Genomic DNA, 20,745 nt, shown 5'->3' with positions numbered 1-20,745 from the left:
TCCTGATCACGCTTGAAACTCCGGTTATAGCCGGAGTTTATTTTTGCGGAAGAAGTCGCGACTCGCGACAAGTATTGATATTTTCCTGAAGGAATTGGTCAAAAAATGCTGAATATCTAGCTGTAATCCATGTTGTTTAATACATTACAATAGATTATTATAGTCTCATGATTGAAAAAGGAGTGTGAAAATCGTGCATAACTGGAAACGTACGCTGGCCTTTGTTGCGCTGGCCGCCTTCGTAGCCGGTGTAATGTTTGCCGGTGGATGCTTACTGGTCAAAGACATCAAACCGCAGGAAGCCGGGCTGCCTCAGGTAGACAACGTGGCCAATGCCATGCCCGGTGTCGGGCCCGGTACGGTAGCTGATATTGTTTCCAGGGCTGGGCCTGCTGTTGTAAAGATTGATACAGTGGTGATACGGAGTAGTGGTGGCATGGACCCTTTCTTTGATGATCCATTCTTCCGCCAGTTTTTTGGTGGGCCCCTGGGTTTTCAGTCCCAGCCCCGGGAGGAACGAGGAATCGGTTCCGGCTTTATTATGTCCCAGGACGGCTACATTCTTACCAATGAGCATGTGATCGACGGTGCACAAAAGATAACTGTAACCATTCAGGGTTTCGACCGGCCTCTGACGGCCAGGGTAGTTGGTGCTGACTACGACCTGGACCTTGCCGTGTTGAAAGTTGATGCCAGCAAGCCCCTGCCCACATTGAAGCTGGGAGATTCCGATAAAATTCGGGTTGGGGACTGGGTTATTGCCATAGGTAATCCCTTCGGGTTGGATCACACTGTTACGGTAGGGGTAATCAGTGCCAAGGGTCGCCCTGTTACAGTGGAAAACCGGCGCTACAAGAATCTTTTGCAGACGGATGCCTCCATTAACCCGGGCAACAGCGGTGGCCCCCTCTTGAATCTCAATGGTGAAGTGGTTGGCATTAATACCGCCGTAGCTCAGGCCCAGGGCATTGGATTTGCCATTCCTGCCAGCACGGTCAAAGAGGTTTTAAACCAGCTTCTGCAGGGAAATGGAAAGGGCCGTCCCTGGCTTGGTGTGCAGATGCAACCTGTAACTGAAGAGATTGCTGCCTACCTTGAATTGCCGGAGGCAGCGGGGGCACTTGTGGCAGGTGTGGTTCCGGGTAGTCCTGCGGATAATGCGGGATTGGTTCAGGGAGACGTAATTTTAAAGGTGGACAACCAGAAAATTGGAAGCCCCGATGATGTGGTGCGGATAATACAAAAAAGCAAAGTGGGCCAGCGCGTGGTATTGCAAATTTATCGTAACGGCCGCACCCGCTATGTTCCTCTGGTCCTTGCTGAAAAGCCTGCACAATTGCGCTAAAAAAATACCCCTTCCTAGGAAGGGGTATTTTCGTACATATGCTTTAACATCCTCTTTACTTCTTCTTTTAAAAGCTTTCCGGAAGTTGTTTTTGGCAGGCTCTCAATTAAATGTATCCTGCGGGGTACCTTATAAGGAGCCAACCTCTGTGCACAAAAGGCCTGTAATTCTGGAATGTCCAACTTCTCGTGGTTTCGTGGCATGACCAGAGCTATTACTTCTTCTCCCATTACCGGGTCGGGGATACCCACTACAACGGCATCGAAAACCTGAGGGTGCAGGTAAAGAACTTCTTCAACCTCCCGGGGATCGATATTCAAACCTCCACGAATAATAACATTCTTTTTGCGTCCAACGATGAATACATACCCGTCTTTATCCATGTAGCCCAGGTCTCCTGTGTGCAGCCAGCCGTTGCGGAGCACTTTTTGCGTTTCTTCTTCCTGGTTAAGGTAGCCCTTCATTACGTTTGGCCCCCGGACCACGATTTCTCCTACTTCACCGACGGATAAAGGTCTATCCTCGTAGTCAACTATATTTACTTCCACGCCCGGGATAGGGAGACCTGCGGAGCCCGGTTTTTTTAACCCTGTAACCGGGTTGCAACAGACTACCGGGGAGGTTTCAGTAAGCCCGTAGCCTTCCGTGATCTGCAGGCCAAATTTCTTCTCAAAGGCATGAAAAACCTGCACGGGCAGGTGAGCTCCACCACAAAAGGCAACTTTCCAGGAACTCAGGTCGAAATTTTTGACCAGCGGTTCTTCCAGCAACAGTGCGTACATGGTTGGAGGACCATAGAAAAAGGTAATCTTTTCATCTTGAATGGTTTGTAAGAGCGTGCGCGCTCCGGGCCATTTTTCCTGGATGACCACCGTGGCTCCCGTAACTAAAGAAGCATGTAAAACGCAAGTCTGGGCCGCCGAGTGGTAAGCTGGTGCTACCAGCAAAGATTTGTCCCTGGGAGTGAGTCCGCAGAAACGGGCAAATGTGGAAGCATTGCTGTAGAGATTGCTGTGGGTTAACATTACTCCCTTGGGTTTACCGGTATTGCCGGGAGTATAAAGTATTTCCGCCACGTCTTCTCTCGCCCCGGGATTGGAGATGTTGCTGGCGGGTTGTACCGCCAGTAATTCCTCATAGGAACGGATATTCGGGGCACTTTTTTCAACATGTGTGACAATGAAGCCCCGGGGGATATGAAGCTCCCTTGCCAGTTCGGTGAATAAGGAGATATTTGCTGAATTGCAAATTACAAGGCTTGGAGCAGCATCCCGGGCAATAACACCTACCTCATGGATGGTGAAAAGAGGATCAACAGGAACAGCAATACCCCTTGCCTGCAAAACTGCGTAAAAAGAAACCACAAATTCAGGGCAGTTTTCCATCGCTATCAGTACCCGTTCACCTGGTAAGAGACCCAAATCCAACAACCCGCCGGCTAAACGATTGATCCATTGGTTCAGGGTGGCATATGTTATGCGTTGATTATGAAAAACCAGGGCTTCGTGATCAGGGGAAAACTGGCCGATCTCAGCCAGCCTCAAGGCCAGGTTCATATGTTTACCTCCTTGTAAGCCCGGGGCGGATAATGATCTGTGATAAGCAATGTATTAAAAATTCTCTTTTGCGCAAACAAATTCCTGCTGCTGTCTATCTTTTTTAGGATCATTTGAGGGTACCTGTTGTAAGTAACGGCGGAGCAGTTCTTCTCTCCCCATGGCCACGATTTTTGCGGACAGTTTTTTCTTATGCCGGTTGAAACGCAATCGTCCCTCGGCATGATAAAAACTCAGGAGCCAGCCCTGGTACCAGCTGGCCAGGCCTGTTATGGTAGCAGGAGGATCGCTGACGGTAAAACCCAGACGTTCTGTTCCCCGGTAAAGTATCGTCAATCCAACTACCGCTCGAATGTTTTTTCCCTGCGGCGTACTATGGACCCACCGGGCAAGGGCGGGAAGGGAACGCTTGACTTCTTTTAAAGTAAGTAGTGCAATCCGTTCCGGGCTCTTCCCCGTGCTGGTGATTTCTTTAAGCATCTCATTGTTCAGGTGGAGTTCGACAATGGGATCACCGGCTCGTAGCAATGTTCCGTCGGACAGGGTTATAGGCCTGCCGTAATAACGACGTGTCCGGAGTCGAAAGAGGGTAGGTCTACCCTCCAGATGAAGCTCCTTGATGCCCAATAAACGAATAATAAGAGAGTCCATTCTTTGCCCCAGACGTTTCCAGAAATTGTCCTGAGGTAAATACAGTTCGGCCATTGGTACTATTGATAGGCCCCGTTGTTGCAGACCGTCGATAATTAAAGGGAGGGCTGCCAGCATTTTTTCAGGTGCTCCCGGAGCTGCTCCCGGGGTATCATCGCTGTCGTGGAATACCAGGATTGACCCGTCCCGTACGCGAGAGAGAACCTGGCGGGTTATGGATTCGGGAGTGCACCGGCGTCCCCAATCCCAGCTCATAAACGACCACAACACCACCCTCTGGCCGAAAAGGTAACTGTGGAGCAGTGACAAAAGGTTGAACAAACCCCAGGGTGGCCGGTAGAGTCGTGGCGGCTGGCCGGTGATTTCCTGGATTACCTGGCTGGCTCTTCTTACTTCCCTGAACATGGCCCGGGGGCCCAGAAACCAGGGGAGATGATGATGGAAACCATGACTGGCCACTTCGTGACCTTCAGCAATCATTCTGGTAATCAACTCCGGGTGTGCTTTCGCCTTGTACCCGAGTACAAAAAAACATCCCCGTACTCCGTGTTGCTTTAAAATATCTAAAACCCGGGGGGTGTAGACGGGATCAGGACCGTCGTCAAAGGTGATGGCCACCTTCCTGCCACCCCGCGGTCCCTGCCAGATGACTCCTATATGACATAATCGTGCCAGAGCAGTGGGCAAAAGGGCGTACAGCCCCAGGGAAAAGGTGAGTAATTTGAACAAGACTTGTGTCATGCTCTTCTCTCCAGTATAAGAATACCAGCGTAATATTTGGGAGCTTATTTAACAAGAAACTTTTCCAGGGGGTAAAAGGTATAAAAAAGAGCTACGCTAAGCAACACCACCGTTGCCAGCATGATGGGTGCCGTTAGTCCTGCATTATGGGCGACCATGCTTCCCACAGCCGGGCCGATGGCTGCTCCCAGGCCTTCGACGGTCGCAAAAACACCCCATCCCGTTGCCTGCCGCTCCGGAGGGATAACTCTCGCCAGCAGGGTATTCCAGGCTGGCAGGATCACGGAATAGGAAAGGCCCAGCAGAATAGCCAGGGGAAAGGCACTGTAAGGGCTGTGACTGGCTGTAAACAACCCCAGGCATAGGGAGCTCAAGGCAAAACCACAGGCCAGAAGACTGTTCAGAGTCAGGCGGTCCACAACCATACTCATGGGAAGGAGCCCGAGTACAGCAGCACCTCCACCTGCCAGCAGCAACATACCATACTGATTATAACTTAATCCCAACTGGTTTTGTGCAAAAAGGGGCAGTACAGGTAACAGCAGTCCTGCACAAAAGGTTTGCAGGAACATACCCGGGATCAGGATACGAACTACTGCCGGATTGGTTGACAGGCGGGAAATGGAATGAAGAATACCTTCCCTCGTTTGCTTTATGTGGTGGTGTGAGGGAGATAGAATTAACACTGTGAGAACCACGGCAACAAGCCACAAAATAATGATCAGCGAAAACGCAGGTTCAAATCCTGCGGACAGGATAAAATTAACAGCTACCAGCCCGGTGCCAGATCCGGTCAGCCAGGCGGCAAAAACAAGACCGATGCGTTTAGCCCGGCCGGGCATTTCAACTGGAGCCACCTCACTCATTACTCCCAACCAGACAGGAGATATCCCAAGGCCAAAAACGGCTGATGCAACCACCAGAACAACCGGGAGAGGGTAGAGTTTCATCGAGATCAGAGACGCCAGGCTGGCAAGTAAACCAATAAGCAGCACTGGCCTGCCTGTACGGTCGAAATACCAGCCGGCAGCAGTTTTTGATGCTGTTTCCGTGAAATAGTGAGCCGAAACCGCAAAACCGGAAACGGTTATGGACAAACCCAGGTGCTTAACGGCATATATGGGAAGAAAAGAAAGAAAAAAGGCCCCCCTGGCAAATTCTGCAACAAAGAGGATGGCTATGAGCATCCATTCCTCGCGGGAAAGGTTTGACGACAACAAGGGCCATGTAGCCTCCTGAATTCGAGATTTTCTTAAATTATACCGCAAAAACGGCAGATTTGGAAGGGTTGTGCAAGGGAGACATCCAGGGCCAAAAACATGGGTGGGATAAACTCCCACCCTCCAAATGTTGAACGCTTTTCCTTTGCACTGCTCACGATTTGCGGCTGAAGGCTAGAAGAATTATTTCCTCTCCCTGACGACCTTCGTTTAGTTTTTTTTCTGCTTCCTGTAACTGGCTGATCTGGATACTATTGAGGTCGGCGATTTCCATGCCTCTGATGTCCATCTTTTCCCGTACTCCCTCCTTTTTTGATATCTAACTTTAGTATGTCCCTTTTGATAGAACTAGTTTAAACTTTATCTTGAAATCACCTGAAAATTTCAATATAATAAGGTAGCTCTTATTTTTTCCCTTTAACCAACTCCTGTTTTATTTAGAAGTTGTACGTAAACATTGTTCGGGGGGCAATCATGCAACGCTTCTGGACAACCATTTGTTGTTGTGTTTTGCTCTTGTGTTTTTATCCCGGTGTTGCCCTGGCGGCGTCACAACCGCAGACACTCGCGAAAGCAGCCCTGCTGATGGACGCACGGAACGGGCAGGTTCTATACCAGAAAAGTGCTACTTTGCCCATGTATCCCGCCAGTACTACCAAAATCCTTACAGCCATTATCGCCCTGGAACATTCTCGTCTGGACGATGTGGTTACGGTTCCCCGGGAGGCCACCCTGGTGGAGGGTTCGAGTATCGGTTTGCAGGAAGGCGAAAGGCTTACCATGGAGGACCTCCTTTATGCACTGTTATTGTCTTCAGCCAATGATGCGGCTGTGGCCATTGCCGATCATGTGGCTGGCTCCGTTCCTGCTTTTGCAGCCTTAATGAATCAAAAGGCACGTTCAATTGGAGCCCGGGCGAGTAATTTTCAGAATCCAAGCGGTCTTCCTGATCCCCGGCATTATACAACTGCCTATGATATGGCCTTGATTACCAGGTATGCTATGCAAAACCCCACCTTCAGGGCCATTGTTTCCACCCGTTTCAAACAGATCCACAGGCCGGATGCTGACAGAAGTAAAGGACCTCCCCAGGAGCACCTGTGGAATCACAACCGCCTTCTTTCCCGTTACGAGGGGGCCATCGGGGTTAAGACTGGATATACCGTTGAGGCGGGGCAATGTCTGGTGGCTGCTGCTCAACGTGATGGACGGGAATTAATTGCCGTGGTTCTGAACAGTCAGGGGAGCGCTGTTTACAGCGATGTACAGGCATTGCTTGATTATGGTTTCTCAGCCTTCCAGACGGCTGAGCTGGTAAAGAGCGGAGAAGTGGTGGCTTCTTTTTCGCTGCCCGGCGGAGCCGGCGAAGTTAAAGCAGTTGCCGGAAACAGTTTTTATTTTGATTTTCCCGTCGGCGGAAGATTGTCCTTTGAACGGGAAGTCGTTATGTACCGTAATTTACGGGTACCTATCACAGCAGGACAAAAGGTGGGAGAGCTTATTCTTACCCGTCCCGGGGGTGAAGAGTTGGGGCGGGTGGAGCTGGTATCGGCCGGGTCCGTGGGCGCTGGTGTTACCAGGCGCTGGTCCACCTGGATCCTCGGTATGTTCGTATTTCTTGTTTCTTTACGCTTGAGGGCTCTGATGGTTCGCCGCCGTCGCTGGCAGCGGCGCTACCCGCCATACTTGCGCTAACGCACATTTTTCACATTTTTCAATTGCCATTTGACTTTTTTCTGTATGTTCATTATACTTACTCCAAGGGCTTAATTGGCGGGGTGAGCACCTGGATGCAAAAAGTTATAAACGAGGTGGAGGAAAAGCTTCGCGCCGGTGATTCCAGGCTGACACCGCGCCGGGAGCATATTCTGCGCGTGCTTTTGGAAAACAAAGACAAACACCTCAGTGCGGAGGAAATTTATAATCTGGTCAAACAAAAAGCTCCCGACGTGGGGCTCGCCACAGTATATCGAACTTTAGAACTCTTCCTGGATTTTGATATCATCCGTAGCATTGATTTCGGAGATGGTCGCAAACGCTATGAATTTGGTAGTGAAGAGGGAGAACGACACCATCACCATCACCTCATCTGTACCCGCTGCGGGAAAATTATAGAAGTGAATGAAGATTTGCTGGAGGACCTGGAAAAGCGGGTTACAGAAACATATGATTTTAAAATCACAGACCATGAGTTGAAGTTTTTTGGGTACTGCAAGGAATGTGCAGGTGAAGGGGTTTAAACCGTTTTTTTGACGAAACAAGTGAAGATATTCACAAAATCGCGTTGTGTGAGGCCGTTCCTTGCAGGCTGTATTACAGAAATAGTCAGGTTCCACCAAATGTGAAAACTATCACTAAAGTCGAATGTAAAATTTATATTAAAAATAACATCCGATGGTTGTAATGGTACAAGCTGGTGAAGTAAGATGGTGATAGCGAACTTTCTAAAAACATATTAAGGGGGTTTGGCATGGAATTACCGCGGCAATATAACGAAAACAGGCTGGTCTTGATGATACAGGAACCCGCTGTTATTTTCAGTTACTGGGAATTGTCCCGTGGACAATGGGAGTCGTTGGGTGAAGGCTGTTCTTTATTTTTGCGGCTTTATAGTCTCGGGTCAACCCCGGGGGGTACCATCTTGAGGGAAGTTTCTCTTCCCCCCTTTACTAACGACTGGTATTTTCGCGATTTACTTCCTGAACATGTCTACCAGGCTGAAATCGGTTATTATGGGCTGAATGGGGAATTCTATCCCCTGCTTCGTTCCAATCGGGTTCTTACACCCCGGGTCAGAAAAGTTGAAGGGATGGTGCGTTCTCTTAAGGTAGAGAAAGTTATTCGGGATGATAAAAAAGAGAACGCCCTGCAAGATCGGGGAAATGATGCTGCCTTTTGGGAAACATACAGTTCCTTGCTTTTACAAAACAAGAGTTGACTTACCGACTGAAAGGAGAGTTTTAATGACCGCAGGTTACCTGGCATTGGTATTGCATGCCCATTTGCCTTTTGTAAGGCATCCAGAGATATGCGAGTGCCTGGAAGAACGCTGGTTCTTCGAGGCCTTGACAGAGTGTTATATTCCTCTTGTAGAAGTACTTGATGGATTGATCAGGGACGGGGTTTCCTTTGAACTCACCTTGTCCCTCTCCCCGCCCCTTTTGGCCATGCTTGCCGATCCATTGCTCCAGAGTCGCTATCTGAAACACCTGGAAGGTATGATCCGGTTGGGAGAAGCGGAGTGCCGGCGTACGGCCGGGGATGCGGGGCTACACCCGCTCGCTCTGATGTACCTGGAAAAGTTAAATGAGGTGCGGAGGGTTTATACGGAAAAATATCAATGTGACCTGATTGGTGCTTTTAAGATTCTGCAACGGTCGGGGAAAGTGGAGCTGATTACTACCTGTGCCACTCATGGGTACTTACCGCTCATGAAGACCAGGGAGGCCATGAGGGCTCAAATTGGTGTGGGCCTGGCTTTCTTTGCTGAACATTTCGGTGGACCTCCCGATGGATTCTGGTTGCCTGAATGTGGGTATACCCCTGGTGTTGAAGAATTACTCAAGGAATTCGGTATTCGTTATTTTTTTATTGAAACCCACGGGTTTCTTTACGCAAACCCTGTACCCCGTTACGGTATCTTTGCACCGGTAAGCTGTACCAATGGAGTGGCTGTATTCGGCCGGGATCCGGAGAGCTCACGACAGGTTTGGGACAGGCAAAGTGGGTATCCGGGCGATTATTTCTACCGGGAGTTTTACCGTGACATTGGTTATGACCTTGATCTGGACTATTTGCGTCCTTACCTTCCGGCGGGTAGTATTCGTGTGGATACCGGGTTTAAATATTACCGCATTACCGGTCCGGGCCCCCATAAAGAACCCTACCGTCCAGAGCTGGCCTGCGCACGTGTGGCGGAACATGCCGGGCACTTTCTCTTTCACCGGCAACAGCAGGTGTTACGGCATGGGGCGGAGATGGACCGGCCTCCGCTGGTAGTTGCTCCCTATGATGCGGAGTTGTTCGGTCACTGGTGGTATGAAGGGCCTCAGTGGATAGACATGCTCAGCCGCAAAATTTCCTTCGATCAGGATGCCATACAGATGATTACCCCGGGCCGGTACCTGTCCATGTATCCCGAATTGCAGGTGGTTGATCTGCCCATGAGCAGCTGGGGGGAAGGAGGTTATAACCGTGTCTGGCTGAATCCAAGCAATGACTGGATTTACCGTCACCTTCACCGCGCAGAGGCCGTTATGGCTGACCTGGCCGATTTGCATCAGAACCCTGCCGGGGTGGAGAAGCGGGCCTTAAATCAGGCTGCCAGGGAATTGCTTTTAGCCCAGAGCAGTGACTGGGCCTTTATTATCAGGACAGAAACCGCCGTGGAATATGCTCGTAAAAGGCTGGCCGGGCATATCGGCAGGTTCAACCTTCTGGTGGAACAATTGGAAAATGGGTCTCTTGACGAGGGCGTACTGCAGGAAATAGAAGAACGGGATAACATTTTCTCCCAGCTGGATTATCGTATTTACAGCCGTCACCGGCGGGACGGGTGCCTTGCTACGAACTCCGGGTTGCCTGTGCGCATCTTAATGTTGTCCTGGGAATATCCACCTGTCACTGTAGGTGGCCTGGCCCGGCACGTTTACGATCTTTCCCGGGCCCTGGCTCGCCTTGGGAACGAAGTGCATGTGATTACCTGTCCTGTAGCAGGGGAGGAGGCATACTCTCTTGAGCAGGGCGTCCATGTACACCGCCTTCTTCCTGAACAGCTTGGTGCAAGGGATTTTTTAACCTGGGTCGGTCAGTTGAACGAAGGCATGATTACGCTGGCCCGGGAAGTCATAAGTGTCTGGGGGATGCCGCACCTGGTCCATGCCCATGATTGGATGGTTGGGTCAGCGGGTGAATACCTGCTTAAAAGGTACGGGTTCCCTCTGGTGGCCACTATTCATGCCACGGAGCACGGGCGGAACAGGGGCATTCGTACCGACCTGCAGCGCCGGATCCACGAAAAAGAGTACCGGTTAACCCGGGATGCTTCTCTGGTTATCTGTTGCAGCAATTACATGGCTGAAGAGGTGAGCCGGCTTTTTGACCTGGACATGCAAAAGGTGAAGGTGATTCCCAACGGGGTGGATCCGGCCAATCTGCTGGAGGGGAGGGCGAAAGAACCGGATTGCAAGGACCTGTACCACCGGGACCCGAATATCGTTTTTTTGGGACGGCTGGTACCCGAAAAAGGAGTGCAGGTGCTCCTGGAGGCCCTGGTATCCATACTGGAACGGGTTAAAGGAGCGCGGCTGCTGGTAGCGGGCCGGGGTCCCTATGAGGAATATTTGAAAGGCCGTGTTAAGGAGCTGGGGCTTTCAATGAGGGTGGAATTTGTAGGTTTTGTCGATGACCCGGGGCGCAACCGCCTTCTGGAGTTAGCCCGGGTGGCGGTGTTCCCCAGTCTTTATGAACCCTTTGGGATCGTGGCTCTGGAAGCCATGGCCGCCCGGGTACCGGTGGTGGTTGCTGATACCGGTGGCCTGGGTGAAATTGTAGAGCATGGGGTTGATGGGTACAAGGTTCCGCCCGGTAGACCGGATTTGCTGGCCCATTATATCACCCGGTTGCTTACATATCCTGAGCTGGCTGTTGAAATGTGCCAGCATGCCTGGCGAAAAATTATTACCAATTATAATTGGGAATATATTGCCGAAGAAACACAACAGGCATACTATGAAGCCATAATGCTGAACAATTCCTCCCGGATCTGATTAAGCAAGATTAATGCTCTTCGAACTGGAACCATTTGTACCCTACCATAATATGATAATTTAAAAACGAGGGGTGTCAGTGTCGATGAAGCTTGATGGATTATTTACGGATTGGCTGAACCCTTTTCCATTTAAAAAAATTAGCCCGTGGTGGATTGTCGGTGCCGTATGCCTGCTGGTGCTTATTCTTATGGCAGTCATTATAATGGTGGTGATTTAGTTAGACTAACAACCGGTTCTGCTATCGGAACCGGTTTTTTATGAAGATTAATTAATTCCCGGGAGGGATCAGTCATGGGAGGCGGGGTTAGGCTGGGTCTGGCTCTGGGGGGCGGTTTTTTGCGTGGTATAGCCCATGTCGGCGTCTTGAAGGTACTCACCTCCGAAGGGATTGAACCTCAACTGGTGGCTGGAACCAGCGCAGGTAGTATTGTCGCTGCACTTTACTGCAGTGGCTGGAGCATCCGGGAGATGGAGAAGCTGGCGCTGGAAGTAAGTCCCCAGGATATCTATGATTTGGGCCCCATGTTTTTCAACCTTGGTACCATGGCCATCAAGGTCTTTTTTGATCTCCTCCACCTGCCCTCCCCCTTTCCTTCTCCCCTGGGGTTAATGTCGGGTTGTAAATTGGAGAGGTGGATGGATCATCTGCTGGAGCGGAAAACCTTCCGGCAATTGGGGAAATTGCTGGCCATCACTTCGGTGGATATTCAAACCGGACACCGCATTATTTTCGTCAGTGAAGATGTTACCTTCAGTCCTCCGCCTGAAGATATTTTTTTCATTCGGGGGATACCGGTGGCTAAGGCTGTTCGGGCCAGTTGTGCAGTTCCGGGTCTGTTCGAGCCGAAGAAAATCGGTGACCGGTTGCTGGTAGATGGCGGACTGAGGGAAAATGTGCCGGTGGAAGTGCTGCATCTTCTGGGTGCCGATGTGGTGGTAGGAGTTGATGTGGGGTACGAAGGTGAGCACAGCAGGCCTATCCACAATATGGTTCAGATACTTACTCAATCACTTGATATTATTGGCAATGAAGTTACAAGAGTGAAACTGGAAAACTATGCCGATTTAGTGATCCGTCCAGTTCTGACCGGAGTTACTCCCTGGGACTTCTCACGAAATGCTTACTGCATTGCCCAGGGAGAGAAAGCGGCCAGGGCGTTGGTTCCCGAGCTAAAGCGCATGTTGCAGGAAAAAAGAAGCCGCCCTTAACCCTGCTCTTCCTGCCGGGCAGGTTTATTTTTTGCTTTGCTTCAGGGCAGGGTCGGGGTATAATTACGTTGTCGAAGGAGGGATTTGCGATGACCTTTTTACCCGGCGGTTTAGCTACGGGGATTGGCAGTCTGCCCTACCAGGATCCACAACAGGCCCTGCCCCTGATCAGAGAAAATATGCCCGTTATTCCCCACTGGCCCCAGTTGCCCCAGAGAGGTAGCACAGAGGGCTTTGTGCAACAGTTCTTGCAACCCCTGGTTCATTTTGGACTGCTGGTGACTGAAAGGGACCGGGTTGTTTTTGATGACCGGAACCCCTGTTGGTCTGAAATGCTGACCAATTTTTATACCGCTTATCTGGCGGTGGAAGAAAAAGATGCCAATGCCCTGGAGACATTTGCCCTGCCCCCGGGGGCAGCAGCAGGTTTTTACGCTTTCATGGAGGAAATGTCCAGGGATATCGGTGAAGCCCTTTATCTCAAAGGTCATCTGGCCGGACCTCTTACCATTGCTTTTCAGCTCAAGAACAGCCGGGGCCGGGTGGCTTATTATGAAGAACAACTGCGGGATCTGGTGGTAAAAACTCTCGCTGCTCATGCCTACTGGCAGGCCGCTGCTCTCGCAAGGCTTAACCGGCAGCCGATAATTTTCGTGGACGAACCTGCAGTCAGCGTTTACGGTCAGTTTAATTATATAACTGTCACCCGGGAAATGATTATAAACGATTTAAACACTATTTTTCACTTTATTCACGAGGCGGGTGGGCTGGCCGGGGTGCATTCTTGTAATGCCATCGACTGGTCCATCCTGTGTGAATGTGATCTGGACATTATCAATCTTGATGCCTATAACTTCGGTTCTTCCCTGTTTGTTTATGCCCCGGAATTAAAGGACTTCATTCAAAGAGGAGGGGTTATAGCCTGGGGTATTGTGCCAACTTCTGAAAAAGCCTTTGATGAAGAAGAAAGGTCCCTGTTATTAAGGTGGAAAGAACTGTTCTCCGGATTGGTTCAGCGAGGTATACCGGCAGAACAGTTGTACCGCCAGTCCATGATTACCCCTGCCTGTGGGACCGGTCTTCTGGCTCCGGAGCTGGCCGAGCACATTTATCGTCTCACCAGGAAGGTATCGGCGCAGGTTCGTGAGGGGGCGTTTTAATCATGTTGCCCGACTTTCACCTGCATACCGGCCTGTGCGGTCATGCCACTGGAGATGTGCTCGACTATGTTGTTGTGGCCCGCTCCAGGGGCCTCACACACGTAGGTTTTGCCGATCATATCCCCATGTACTGGTTGCCTCCCGGCCGGCGGGATCCGGAACTGGCCATGAGTGAGGAAGAATTACCCGGGTATGTTGAATCAGTTCAGAAGCTTAAGGAAAACTATTTAGATTTAACCATCCGCCTGGGGATAGAGGCCGATTATATACCGGGTTTCGAAAACCAGCTACGAGCACTTCTTTCCCGGTACCCTTTTGATTATGTTCTGGGTTCGGTACACTACCTTGGAACATGGGGTTTTGACAACCCGGATCAGGTTGAGGAATACGGTCGAAGGGATATCGATGAATTATACAGACAGTATTTTTCGTTGGTACAGCAGGCTGCGCTCGCGGGTCTCTTTGATGTCATTGCCCATCCGGATTTAATCAAAAAGTTTGGTTACCGGGCCCGCATGGATCTGCTGGAGGTTTACGAAGAAACTGCCAGGGCCTTTGCTGAAGGTGGTGTCTGCGTGGAGGTGAATACAGCCGGCCTGCGCGTGCCTGCCGGGGAGATCTACCCCGCTTTAGATTTTCTCAAACTCTGCCGCCGTTATCAGGTTCCGGTTACCGTAGGTTCAGATGCCCACCAGCCCCACCTGGTGGCTTACGGTTGGGACCGGGTGCGGGAATGGTTGCTGGCTGCTGGTTACAACGCAGTGGTGGTGTTCAGAGAAAGACAAAAGGAACTGATCAACATCCTCTAAGATTAGCCAGGTACTGGCTAATTTTTTTATTTTTTCTTGCGAGCTGGCAGGATTTTAATCTTGCCTGGAGAATTAGGGTGGTGAGATGTGGAGTCAAGTGGAGCTAAAGTGGATCATAGTGGGGCATCCGTATGTTTTTAGGCGAGTACCGGCATACCATTGATGCCAAGGGACGTTTGATTATACCAGCCCGCTTCCGCGAAGGCCTGGGCGAAAAATTCGTTTTGACCAAGGGTCTGGACGGATGCCTTTTCGCCTACCCCCCTCAAGAATGGGCGGAACTGGAAAATAAAATGCGGTCCTTGCCCTTGACCAGGGCCGACGCCCGGGCCTTTGTGCGTTTTTTCTTTGCCGGTGCCTGTGAATGTGAGGTAGATAAACAGGGTAGAATACTTATTCCAGGAAACTTGAGGGAGTACGCAGGTATCGAAAAGGATGTGGTGATAATTGGGGTTTCCGCCAGAGTAGAAATCTGGTCTGCCGTCCGGTGGGAAGAATATAACTCCCGGGCGGCCGGTCAGGTAGAAGAGATCGCAGAAAAAATTGTGGATTTGAATTTGGGGATATAAAATCTCGCGGAAGCCTGTAGGGGCGGGTTTTTCACCCGCCCCTACAATGATAGGTGGCAAGAGCAGAAGATGGAGGAGAGAAACTTTACGCATCAGCCGGTATTGCTGGAGGAAGTGCTGGCCTGGCTGAAACCTGAAGACGGTGGAATCTACGTGGACTGTACTGTTGGTGGTGGGGGGCACGCTGAAGCTATTCTGGAAAACAGCAGCCCCGGTGGACTGCTGATCGGTCTGGATCAGGATCCACATGCCCTTGAAGCGGCCGCCAGACGTCTGGCTCCTTATGGGGAGCGGGTTATTCTGGTACGCAAAAACTTTATCAACCTGCCACAGGTTCTGAGCGAACTGGGTATTTCAGCCGTTAACGGCATACTCTTTGACCTTGGTGTTAGTTCTCCCCAGCTGGATGTTCCCGAGCGGGGTTTTAGTTACCACCACGAGGGCCCACTGGATATGCGTATGGACCCAACTGTGGAACATACAGCTGCTTACCTGGTCAACAACCTGGAAGAAGAGGAACTGGCCGGAATCATTGCCCGCTACGGCGAGGAACGCTGGGCCAGGAGGATCGCTTCCTTCATTGTGCGGAAGAGGCAGCACCAGCCCATAACAACTACCTCCCAGCTGGTGGAAATAATTAAAGAAGCTGTACCGGCCAGGAGCAGGCGTAGCGGGCCACACCCGGCCCGGCGGACTTTTCAGGCCTTGAGGATTGCTGTTAACCGTGAACTTGAAGTGCTACCGGAAGCTCTGCATCATGCGGTGGAACTGCTTTTACCAGGCGGCCGTATTCTTGTTATAACGTTTCATTCACTGGAGGACCGGATCGTCAAAAATTTATTCCGCCGGCTGGCAAATCCTTGTATCTGTCCACCCGACTTTCCCCAATGCACATGCGGGCAACAGCCGGTATTACGGGTGCTCACTCCTGGCGGGGTGGTACCTTCGGAAAAGGAGGTAAATTCAAATCCCCGCTCCCGCAGTGCCCGGTTACGGGTGGCGGAAAAATTAGGGACGGTTCTAAATGCCACGGGGGGTGAATAAGTTTTGGTAGTAGCAAAGGAACAACCATATTACCAAAGCCCGCCCGGGGAAAAGCATAGCCCTGCGGGTCATTCCCGGCCGCAAGCACGGCCCCGGGAGCATCTGATGCTGATGCTGCTGGTCCTGCTCGTTTTTGCATTGGGTGTTCTCATTATGGTCTTTTACTCCCGCCTGTTTATTACGGGGTATAAGATTGCCCGCATGCAAAAGGAGCTGGCCGAGCTTGAAATTGAGACCCGGGGTCTTACCGAGGAGGTGTCCAGGCTATCTTCCCTGGAAAGGGTTGAGGCTCTGGCCACTACCCGCCTGGGCATGGTGGAGCCAGACGAAAACCAGGTGGTACTGGTAAAAGCCGCGGGCGAACCCGGAGATGTTTCCCGCGAACCCAGACAGGCGGATAAACCTGGGTCTGGTAACACGGAAAAAGGCGGTTTACCCGGGGAGCATCACTGGGTCCTGCAGGCCCTGGCCGATCTGGTCATTCACCATTCCTCCGGACATTCCGGCTAAAGGGGATCTATTTTTTTTCACGGGTGGGCGCTATCGGAGGGAAGGGTATGCGCACCACCAGTATCATTATTCGTCGCAGGCTAACCTCTCTTTTACTTTTGACCTCTGCAGCTTTCGTAGCCTTGATAGGACGCCTGGTCTGGATTCAGTTCATACAGGCGGATGAGTTGCAACAGAAGGCTCTGGAAGTACGGATGAGGGATATCCCGGTGGAAGCCAGGCGGGGCAATATCTACGACCGGAACGGGCATTTACTCGTGACCAGCGTGAGTACCGAGTCCCTTTATACCATTCCCTATCTTGTAAAGGATCCTCGCCGGACGGCAGAACAACTTGCCCCCATCCTGGATATGAAAGTGGAACGCCTCTATCAGATTTTTACCCGCAAATCCTGCTACGAATGGGTTGCCCGGAAATTGGAACCGGGGACAGTAGAAAAAATTAAGCAGCTGAAATTACCCGGGCTCTTTTTTGTTGAAGAAAACGTCAGGCATTACATATTTGATTCACTGGCTCCCCACGTCCTGGGTTTTACCGGTATAGATAACCAGGGGCTCATGGGTATAGAAAAGACCTTTGACCGGGAATTACAGGGAACCCCCGGACGCATTGTGATTGAGCAGGATGCTACCGGGCGCGAAGTTCCTGGAGCTTTGCACAAGTATATCGCTCCCCGACAGGGAAACAGTCTGGTTTTGACACTGGACGAGACCATCCAGCAGTTCGTGGAGCGGGAATTGGACAGGGTAGTGGCAAAGTATAAGCCCAAACTGGCCGTAATTTTAATCATGGATCCCCGGACCGGTGAAGTCCTGGCCATGGGTAACCGCCCCAGTTTTGATTCAAAAAACTGGATGACCGCTCCGCAAGGGGTTTGGGACAGGAATCCGGCTATCTGGTATAACTACGAACCGGGCTCCACCTTTAAAATCATCACAACAGCTGCCGCCATCAGTGAAGGAGTGGTCAAGCCCGATGACCGGTTCTTCGATCCCGGCTACATAAAAGTTGCCGACCGTTATATCCGCTGCTGGGCTGACGGTGGCCACGGCAGTCAGACCTTTGAGCAGGTAGTGATGAATTCCTGTAACCCCGGATTTGTGGAAGTAGGCTTGCGGCTTGGCAAGGAAAAGTTTTACTCTTACATCAAGAAGTTCGGCTTTGGGAATGTAACTGGAATTGACCTGCCTGGAGAAGCCACCGGTATTATCATCCCTGAGAATAAAGCAACCAACCTCAACCTGGCTACCATGGCCATCGGTCAATCTATTGCCGTGACGCCAATACAATTGCTTACTGCAACTTGCGTTGTAGCCAACGGTGGTCTTTTATTGCGGCCGCATCTGGTAAAAGAAATTCGTGATCCCTCGGGTAAGGTGATAAAAACCTTCCAACCCGAGGTGGTGCGGCGGGTGCTTGACCAGGAAAAAGCCCGTCAGGTGGCGGACCTCCTCCAGGCAGTGGTCATGAAGGGCACCGGCAGGAACGCCTTCATCGAGGGCTACCGGGTGGCGGGCAAAACCGGTACTGCCCAGGTGGTGGGTGAAGGGGGAGGTTACGTAAGCGGGAAATACGTGGCTTCTTTTACGGGATTCGCCCCGGCAGACAATCCTCGGGTTGCCGCTCTGGTTATGGTTGCTGAGCCGCAGGGTGGCATCTATTACGGTAGCCAGGTGGCTGCTCCCGTGTTTAAAGAAGTTATTCGTGACACGCTGCATTACCTGCAGGTACCTGAAACTCCCGGCCTTGAAAAACCGAAGGATCCCTTCGTATACTTTGAACAGCCCCGGGTAAAAGTCCGCGTGCCAAATGTGGTCAATTATCCTCTGGAATCCGCTCAGAATATCCTGCGCGAAGCCGGACTATCTTTCGTAGTCCGGGGAGAAGGAGCTATTGTACAGGAACAAACACCAAAGGCAGGGGCTGAAGTGTTAAGTGGCACTTCAGTGGTATTAAACCTGGAATCCTCCAGGGGTAAATCAAGGGAGGGGCCGGTGACCGTTCCAAACCTTACGGGGCTGACTATTACCGAAGTGGCTGCTCTACTGGCGGGTATGGATCTCCGCCTTGAAGCAGTGGGGATCGGGCAGGCTGCCAGCCAGGTGCCCCGGCCCGGGGAAAAAGTTCCCCGCGGTACTGCCATAAGGGTGGAGTTCAAGCCTGGATCCGGGTCTTCAGAGGCGCCTCCTGCAACCGCCCGCCCCTTCCGGGAATTTGTGGAAAGACCGTGAGTATGCAGATAATAGCTGATGTAAAATGGCAATAATACCATAAAAAGGACTAAACGGTTCTTATTGCAATATAGCAAACGGGGTGGTAGTATAACACGGGAACCCTCTTGGTGGGGAAATCGAGAATGAAGGAAGGTGGATTTCATTTGCTGTTTAGCGAGTTGATAGAGGGGCAGACCTGTCTGGCCGCAGGCGGTAATCAACAAGTGGAGATATCGGGCATTGCCTACGACTCGCGTCAGGTTCAACCGGGCTTTCTTTTTGTAGCAGTGGAAGGTTTTACCACCGATGGTCACCGTTATGTGGAGCAGGCCATATCCAGAGGTGCTGTGGCCGTGGTGGTGCAAAAGGAAATCCCCCTTCCTTCCGGTATCGCCTATGCCCGGGTACCTGATTCCCGCCTGGCTCTTGCTTTACTGTCGGCGCGCTTTTATGACTATCCTTCACGCAAGTTAAAAGTGATCGGGGTTACCGGGACAAACGGCAAAACTACTACTACCCACCTGGTGGCAGCAATTTACCGGGCTGCTGGACACAAAGTGGGGCTTATCGGTACCATCGCCAACCGGATTGGTGACCGGGTTCTCCCCGTAGTCCATACCACTCCCGAGTCGCTGGACCTGCAGAAGTTACTGGCTGAAATGGTAGCCGAGCAGGTTACGGTAGCAGTAATGGAGGTAAGTTCGCATGCCCTGGCTTTAAAACGGGTGGCTGGGTGCTCTTTTGATGCCGGGGTATTTACAAATATCACCCAGGATCACCTGGATTTTCACCGGGACATGGACGATTATCTGGCAGCGAAGACGATTTTATTTCGGGAGTTGGGAAAAGACGACAAGCCAGCCGTGGCGATCATTAACGTCGATGACTCCCGGGCGAAAAAAATAGTTGCTGCCACGAGTGTACCGGTTTTTACCTACGGGCTTTCGTTAAAAGCACAGGTGAAGGCCCGGGACGTTAAAGTTACTCCCAGGGGTGCTTCTTTTACCGTTATCAGCCCCTGGGGTAAAAGGCCGGTAAACTTAAAGTTAACCGGTTATTTCAACGTCTATAATGCTCTGGCAGCCGTAACGGCGGCAGTAGCCGCAGGGATCCCCCTCTCACTGGCGGTTGAGGCACTGGAATCGGTGGAGGGTGTACCGGGACGTTTTGAACTGGTCGACCGGGGACAGGACTTTACCGTAGTGGTGGATTACGCTCATACTCCCGACGGGCTGAAAAACATCCTGACCACGGCCAGGGCTATAACTCCGGGGAGGTTGATTACCGTCTTTGGCTGTGGTGGTGACCGGGATACCTCCAAGCGGCCCCTCATGGGAGAGATTGCCGCCCGCCTGAGTGATTTGGCGGTTATTACCTCGGATAACCCCCGCACCGAGGATCCTGGGAGGATCATTGCCCAGGTGGAAGAAGGGGTCCGGCGGGTGCGTAGCGACTACCGGGTGGTACCCGACCGCCGGGAGGCGATCCGCTTTGCCCTGGGGGTAGCTGCGCCGGGGGATACGGTCATTATAGCTGGTAAAGGGCACGAGAATTATCAAATTATCGGTACTACAAGATACCCTTTTGACGATCGTATTGAAGCCAGTAAGGCGCTGGACGAAATCTTGAATAGAGGGGAATCACTGTGAAAACGATGACCCTGGAGGAAGTGGCGCGAGCCGTAAAGGGCAGGCTCTGTCAGGGGAATGCAGGTGTCCGGGTTCGGACTGTTTCCATCGACAGCCGCAGCCTCACGGGAGGCGAATTGTTTTTTGCCCTCCGGGGGCAACGGTATGACGGTCATGAGTTTGTACCACAGGCTCTGGCCGCCGGTGCTGCCGGGGTGGTGGTGGAGCGTATGGTTTCCGGCTTATCTTCCGGAGCAGCCGTGATCCAGGTCGACGACACCCTCAAAGCATTACAACAGCTGGCCCGTTATAACAGGGA

The 20,745-nt window shown here is 51.5% G+C and carries 19 protein-coding genes; 15 read left to right on the top strand and 4 right to left on the bottom strand.

Going from position 1 to position 20,745, the window contains the following annotated elements; all coding sequences use genetic code 11:
* Window positions 1–193: 193 nt before the first annotated feature.
* The gene (locus ACPLUI_RS02005) at window positions 194–1,345 is read left to right on the top strand and encodes a S1C family serine protease (protein WP_424658598.1); all 1,152 of its coding nucleotides are present in this window, start codon (window positions 194–196) and stop codon (window positions 1,343–1,345) included.
* Window positions 1,346–1,359: 14 nt separating this feature from the next.
* Here ACPLUI_RS02005 and ACPLUI_RS02000 read toward each other — a convergent pair whose 3' ends face one another.
* From ACPLUI_RS02000 to ACPLUI_RS01985, 4 genes are all read right to left on the bottom strand, one after another.
* Entirely contained in the window at window positions 1,360–2,901 is a 1,542-nt protein-coding gene (locus ACPLUI_RS02000) for a class I adenylate-forming enzyme family protein (protein ID WP_424658597.1), read from the bottom strand.
* Between the two features lie 54 nt (window positions 2,902–2,955).
* Window positions 2,956–4,293 (bottom strand): polysaccharide deacetylase family protein, encoded by a 1,338-nt coding sequence (locus ACPLUI_RS01995; RefSeq protein ID WP_424658596.1) that lies wholly within the window; start codon window positions 4,291–4,293, stop codon window positions 2,956–2,958.
* Window positions 4,294–4,337: 44 nt separating this feature from the next.
* A complete protein-coding gene (locus ACPLUI_RS01990; RefSeq protein WP_424658595.1) occupies window positions 4,338–5,513 on the bottom strand; it encodes an MFS transporter in 1,176 nt (391 codons plus the stop codon).
* Between the two features lie 154 nt (window positions 5,514–5,667).
* On the bottom strand, window positions 5,668–5,802 hold the full coding sequence (locus tag ACPLUI_RS01985; RefSeq protein ID WP_424658594.1) for a hypothetical protein: 135 nt from the start codon (window positions 5,800–5,802) through the stop codon (window positions 5,668–5,670).
* A gap of 185 nt (window positions 5,803–5,987) precedes the next feature.
* On the opposite strand from ACPLUI_RS01985, the gene ACPLUI_RS01980 reads away from it, so the two are divergent.
* The 14 genes from ACPLUI_RS01980 to ACPLUI_RS01915 all read left to right on the top strand — a co-directional run.
* A complete protein-coding gene (locus ACPLUI_RS01980; RefSeq protein WP_424658593.1) occupies window positions 5,988–7,208 on the top strand; it encodes a D-alanyl-D-alanine carboxypeptidase family protein in 1,221 nt (406 codons plus the stop codon).
* Between the two features lie 95 nt (window positions 7,209–7,303).
* Window positions 7,304–7,753 carry a Fur family transcriptional regulator gene (locus tag ACPLUI_RS01975; RefSeq protein ID WP_424658592.1) on the top strand — a complete coding sequence of 150 codons (450 nt, stop codon included), beginning with the start codon at window positions 7,304–7,306 and terminating at the stop codon, window positions 7,751–7,753.
* A 230-nt stretch (window positions 7,754–7,983) separates the two neighbouring features.
* Complete coding sequence (locus ACPLUI_RS01970; RefSeq protein WP_424658591.1) at window positions 7,984–8,451, top strand: DUF4912 domain-containing protein; 468 nt, start codon at window positions 7,984–7,986, stop codon at window positions 8,449–8,451.
* Between the two features lie 25 nt (window positions 8,452–8,476).
* The gene (locus ACPLUI_RS01965; protein ID WP_424658590.1) at window positions 8,477–11,281 is read left to right on the top strand and encodes a 1,4-alpha-glucan branching protein domain-containing protein; all 2,805 of its coding nucleotides are present in this window, start codon (window positions 8,477–8,479) and stop codon (window positions 11,279–11,281) included.
* Between the two features lie 85 nt (window positions 11,282–11,366).
* Window positions 11,367–11,501 (top strand): hypothetical protein, encoded by a 135-nt coding sequence (locus tag ACPLUI_RS01960; protein ID WP_424658589.1) that lies wholly within the window; start codon window positions 11,367–11,369, stop codon window positions 11,499–11,501.
* A 74-nt stretch (window positions 11,502–11,575) separates the two neighbouring features.
* Window positions 11,576–12,493 carry a patatin-like phospholipase family protein gene (locus ACPLUI_RS01955; RefSeq protein ID WP_424658588.1) on the top strand — a complete coding sequence of 306 codons (918 nt, stop codon included), beginning with the start codon at window positions 11,576–11,578 and terminating at the stop codon, window positions 12,491–12,493.
* 89 nt (window positions 12,494–12,582) lie between these two features.
* A complete protein-coding gene (locus ACPLUI_RS01950; protein ID WP_424658587.1) occupies window positions 12,583–13,653 on the top strand; it encodes a hypothetical protein in 1,071 nt (356 codons plus the stop codon).
* Window positions 13,654–13,655: 2 nt separating this feature from the next.
* On the top strand, window positions 13,656–14,462 hold the full coding sequence (locus ACPLUI_RS01945) for a histidinol-phosphatase HisJ family protein (protein WP_424658586.1): 807 nt from the start codon (window positions 13,656–13,658) through the stop codon (window positions 14,460–14,462).
* Between the two features lie 131 nt (window positions 14,463–14,593).
* The gene (mraZ, locus tag ACPLUI_RS01940) at window positions 14,594–15,031 is read left to right on the top strand and encodes a division/cell wall cluster transcriptional repressor MraZ (protein WP_424658585.1); all 438 of its coding nucleotides are present in this window, start codon (window positions 14,594–14,596) and stop codon (window positions 15,029–15,031) included.
* 69 nt (window positions 15,032–15,100) lie between these two features.
* Window positions 15,101–16,075, top strand: a complete 975-nt coding sequence (gene rsmH / locus ACPLUI_RS01935) for a 16S rRNA (cytosine(1402)-N(4))-methyltransferase RsmH (protein ID WP_424658584.1) — start codon at window positions 15,101–15,103, stop codon at window positions 16,073–16,075.
* Between the two features lie 3 nt (window positions 16,076–16,078).
* Complete coding sequence (gene ftsL / locus ACPLUI_RS01930; RefSeq protein WP_424658583.1) at window positions 16,079–16,585, top strand: cell division protein FtsL; 507 nt, start codon at window positions 16,079–16,081, stop codon at window positions 16,583–16,585.
* 47 nt (window positions 16,586–16,632) lie between these two features.
* On the top strand, window positions 16,633–18,816 hold the full coding sequence (locus ACPLUI_RS01925) for a stage V sporulation protein D (RefSeq protein ID WP_424658582.1): 2,184 nt from the start codon (window positions 16,633–16,635) through the stop codon (window positions 18,814–18,816).
* Window positions 18,817–18,941: 125 nt separating this feature from the next.
* Window positions 18,942–20,447 carry a UDP-N-acetylmuramoyl-L-alanyl-D-glutamate--2,6-diaminopimelate ligase gene (locus ACPLUI_RS01920; RefSeq protein ID WP_424658581.1) on the top strand — a complete coding sequence of 502 codons (1,506 nt, stop codon included), beginning with the start codon at window positions 18,942–18,944 and terminating at the stop codon, window positions 20,445–20,447.
* A gap of 5 nt (window positions 20,448–20,452) precedes the next feature.
* Window positions 20,453–20,745: Mur ligase domain-containing protein (locus ACPLUI_RS01915; protein ID WP_424658599.1), on the top strand; the 293-nt coding region annotated here is incomplete at its 3' end.

The organism is Desulfofundulus sp. (assembly GCF_049701015.1).
In the GTDB taxonomy this organism is placed as follows: Bacteria; Bacillota; Desulfotomaculia; order Desulfotomaculales; family Desulfovirgulaceae; genus Desulfofundulus.
The sequence above is the reverse complement of the archived record's forward strand: the minus strand, read 5'-3'. Positions and strand labels throughout refer to the sequence as shown.

Excerpts from the sequence above, each read along its gene's own strand:
- ACPLUI_RS01950 (WP_424658587.1), top strand. The coding sequence starts at position 12,583 with ATGACCTTTTTACCCGGCGGTTTAGCTACGGGGATTGGCAGTCTGCCC.
- ACPLUI_RS01985 (WP_424658594.1), bottom strand. The coding sequence starts at position 5,802 with ATGGACATCAGAGGCATGGAAATCGCCGACCTCAATAGTATCCAGATC.
- mraZ (WP_424658585.1), top strand. The coding sequence starts at position 14,594 with ATGTTTTTAGGCGAGTACCGGCATACCATTGATGCCAAGGGACGTTTG.
- ACPLUI_RS01960 (WP_424658589.1), top strand. The coding sequence starts at position 11,367 with ATGAAGCTTGATGGATTATTTACGGATTGGCTGAACCCTTTTCCATTT.
- ACPLUI_RS01970 (WP_424658591.1), top strand. The coding sequence starts at position 7,984 with ATGGAATTACCGCGGCAATATAACGAAAACAGGCTGGTCTTGATGATA.
- rsmH (WP_424658584.1), top strand. The coding sequence starts at position 15,101 with ATGGAGGAGAGAAACTTTACGCATCAGCCGGTATTGCTGGAGGAAGTG.
- ACPLUI_RS01995 (WP_424658596.1), bottom strand. The coding sequence starts at position 4,293 with ATGACACAAGTCTTGTTCAAATTACTCACCTTTTCCCTGGGGCTGTAC.
- ACPLUI_RS02000 (WP_424658597.1), bottom strand. The coding sequence starts at position 2,901 with ATGAACCTGGCCTTGAGGCTGGCTGAGATCGGCCAGTTTTCCCCTGAT.
- ACPLUI_RS01980 (WP_424658593.1), top strand. The coding sequence starts at position 5,988 with ATGCAACGCTTCTGGACAACCATTTGTTGTTGTGTTTTGCTCTTGTGT.
- ACPLUI_RS01975 (WP_424658592.1), top strand. The coding sequence starts at position 7,304 with ATGCAAAAAGTTATAAACGAGGTGGAGGAAAAGCTTCGCGCCGGTGAT.
- ACPLUI_RS01945 (WP_424658586.1), top strand. The coding sequence starts at position 13,656 with ATGTTGCCCGACTTTCACCTGCATACCGGCCTGTGCGGTCATGCCACT.
- ACPLUI_RS01925 (WP_424658582.1), top strand. The coding sequence starts at position 16,633 with ATGCGCACCACCAGTATCATTATTCGTCGCAGGCTAACCTCTCTTTTA.
- ACPLUI_RS01955 (WP_424658588.1), top strand. The coding sequence starts at position 11,576 with ATGGGAGGCGGGGTTAGGCTGGGTCTGGCTCTGGGGGGCGGTTTTTTG.
- ACPLUI_RS01965 (WP_424658590.1), top strand. The coding sequence starts at position 8,477 with ATGACCGCAGGTTACCTGGCATTGGTATTGCATGCCCATTTGCCTTTT.
- ACPLUI_RS01920 (WP_424658581.1), top strand. The coding sequence starts at position 18,942 with ATGAAGGAAGGTGGATTTCATTTGCTGTTTAGCGAGTTGATAGAGGGG.